Below are 600 nucleotides of genomic sequence, written 5' to 3' on the forward strand. Positions count from 1 at the left end.
CAAGTTCTAAAATGGCAAAACTTTTCGTCTTCTTTGTCTTGGCTTTAGCCCTACAAGTTTGCTTGGCAAAGCCTAAGAGTGCAGCTCCACCCGCAGCACCTGCAGGAAATGTTTTAGAAGATTTAGCAACTCAAGCCAAGACCATTGCTGACAGTGTATCCAAAACAATCACAGACTCACTTCCGGATTCAACTCAAGTTACGAATGTCTTGAAAACCCAAAGTCAAGAATTTGCAAACAATGTCCAAAAAATTGTCGGCCAGTTGCAAACCAAGTTGAGTGAAAACAAAGGAACAGTTGATGACACTATCAAAACGGTGTCTGAGAATTTGGCCAAAACAGTGACCAACCTCCAAAATGCCGCAGGACCAGAAACTACAGCTAAAGCCAAAGAACTCAAAGGCAAATTGGACGAAAATGTGAAAACTGTAGCCCAAGAACTGGACAATTTGATAAAAGCTGTTCAACCAAACTTACAATCTGCTGGCGAACAGGTCAGTGCCTTAACCAAGAACGTTGTGAATGAATTTGTCGAAAGTGCCAGAAAATTACAGACCAAGGTCAACGAAGCCGTAAACACCCCTCAAGCCCAAGGTGGAA

1 protein-coding gene is annotated in these 600 nt (G+C 42.7%); it reads left to right on the top strand.

The features are described 5' to 3' along the window. Positions 1-11: 11 nt before the first annotated feature. Positions 12-600 (top strand): hypothetical protein (locus EK369_RS21565; protein ID WP_164727092.1); only part of this gene is annotated, 589 nt, incomplete at its 3' end.

The sequence above is a fragment of the Shimia sediminis genome (genome assembly GCF_003990645.1).
In the GTDB taxonomy this organism is placed as follows: domain Bacteria; phylum Pseudomonadota; class Alphaproteobacteria; order Rhodobacterales; family Rhodobacteraceae; genus Shimia; species Shimia sediminis.